The sequence below is a fragment of the Mesorhizobium tamadayense genome (genome assembly GCF_003863365.1).
GTDB classification, from domain to species: Bacteria; Pseudomonadota; Alphaproteobacteria; order Rhizobiales; family Rhizobiaceae; genus Mesorhizobium; species Mesorhizobium tamadayense.
On the sequence record NZ_RQXT01000174.1, the window covers coordinates 1 to 1,069 of the forward strand.

The 1,069-nt window shown below is 54.8% G+C and carries 1 protein-coding gene and 1 pseudogene; one reads left to right on the forward strand and one right to left on the reverse strand.

What is annotated here, in order from left to right:
• Positions 1–234, reverse strand: a 234-nt coding sequence (locus EH240_RS37060; RefSeq protein WP_148101184.1) for a MarR family transcriptional regulator, incomplete at its 3' end; no start/stop codon positions are given.
• Between the two features lie 337 nt (positions 235–571).
• Between EH240_RS37060 and EH240_RS37065 the strand changes: the two are divergent.
• Positions 572–1,069, forward strand: a pseudogene (locus EH240_RS37065) (sterol desaturase family protein); the annotation flags it as partial.

The following is a 1,069-nucleotide window of genomic DNA, read 5'->3' on the forward strand; positions in this document are numbered from 1 at the left end:
CCGGATTACGTCCTTCTTCCGCAAGTATCCTTCCTTGAGGAGGCGATTTACGATAATCGTGACCGTTTGCGAGGACAAATGTGTAATGCGCGCGATCTCGGCCTTGGAAAGCGCGCCAGCCTCCTGGATCAGACTCAGGATTAGACGCTCATTGTAGTGTTTGACACCTATCTGGTTGCCGCCACGGTGCGTCGCGTTGCCTACGAATGCGTTGAAGGTGCTGTCGACTGACATTGGATACAGCTCACGTTCTCAGGGGAGTTCAGATCGGAAACGCCGGTTATCATGGCGCCCTCCTCGTTACTGCTGGCCGGTCTTGACGTCCAGAACGCCCCGCGATGCCATCGCCAGTGCCGCCGCGTCTGATGTCCCAATTGACGCTCCCTTTGAGCGCGTGAATGCGGTCATAGTGCTTCGTCTTCCACGCGTCAGCTTGCCGTAGGAGCACGGCCGAAATTCTGGCATGATTTTTTTTGTAAATCAACCGGATTTAGTTATTGAACATTTGTTGGAATATTGGCATATTGTCGGCCGATCGGGCCTTTCGGGGCGAGATCGAGAGGAGCATCCGATGGACGATCTTAAGTTTGGAACGCGCAGCAAACGCGGCGACTGGGCTCCCAACGAGCTATTGGAGCCGGCGCCGATATGGCTCTTCCCTCCCAATCCAAAGAAGCTTCTGAAGTGGCTTCCATCTTACTTCTTTCCGTACAACCTGCTGTTCATGGTCTCGGCACTCGCCTACTGGCAGCTGGTTGTCCCTGACGCCGCAGTCCTGCAGACCTTTGCATGGGGGTGGTCGCTGAAAATGCTGGCGGTGAACCTCATCCTGGCCTTTCTCTGGTACCAAGGTTGGGAGTTGCCGCTTTACGTTCGCCGTCGGCAAGGGAACCGATTTAAGTACAACCACAAGTTCCCGGCGGATCAGCAATCCGATGTATTTTGGTTCAATAAGCAGACCCTCGACAATATGCTGCGGTCGCTGCTGATCGGTGTCCCGGTATGGACGTGCCTGCAGGTCTTGATGCTGTGGAGTTCCGCGAATGGATACATACCCTGGCTCAACTTC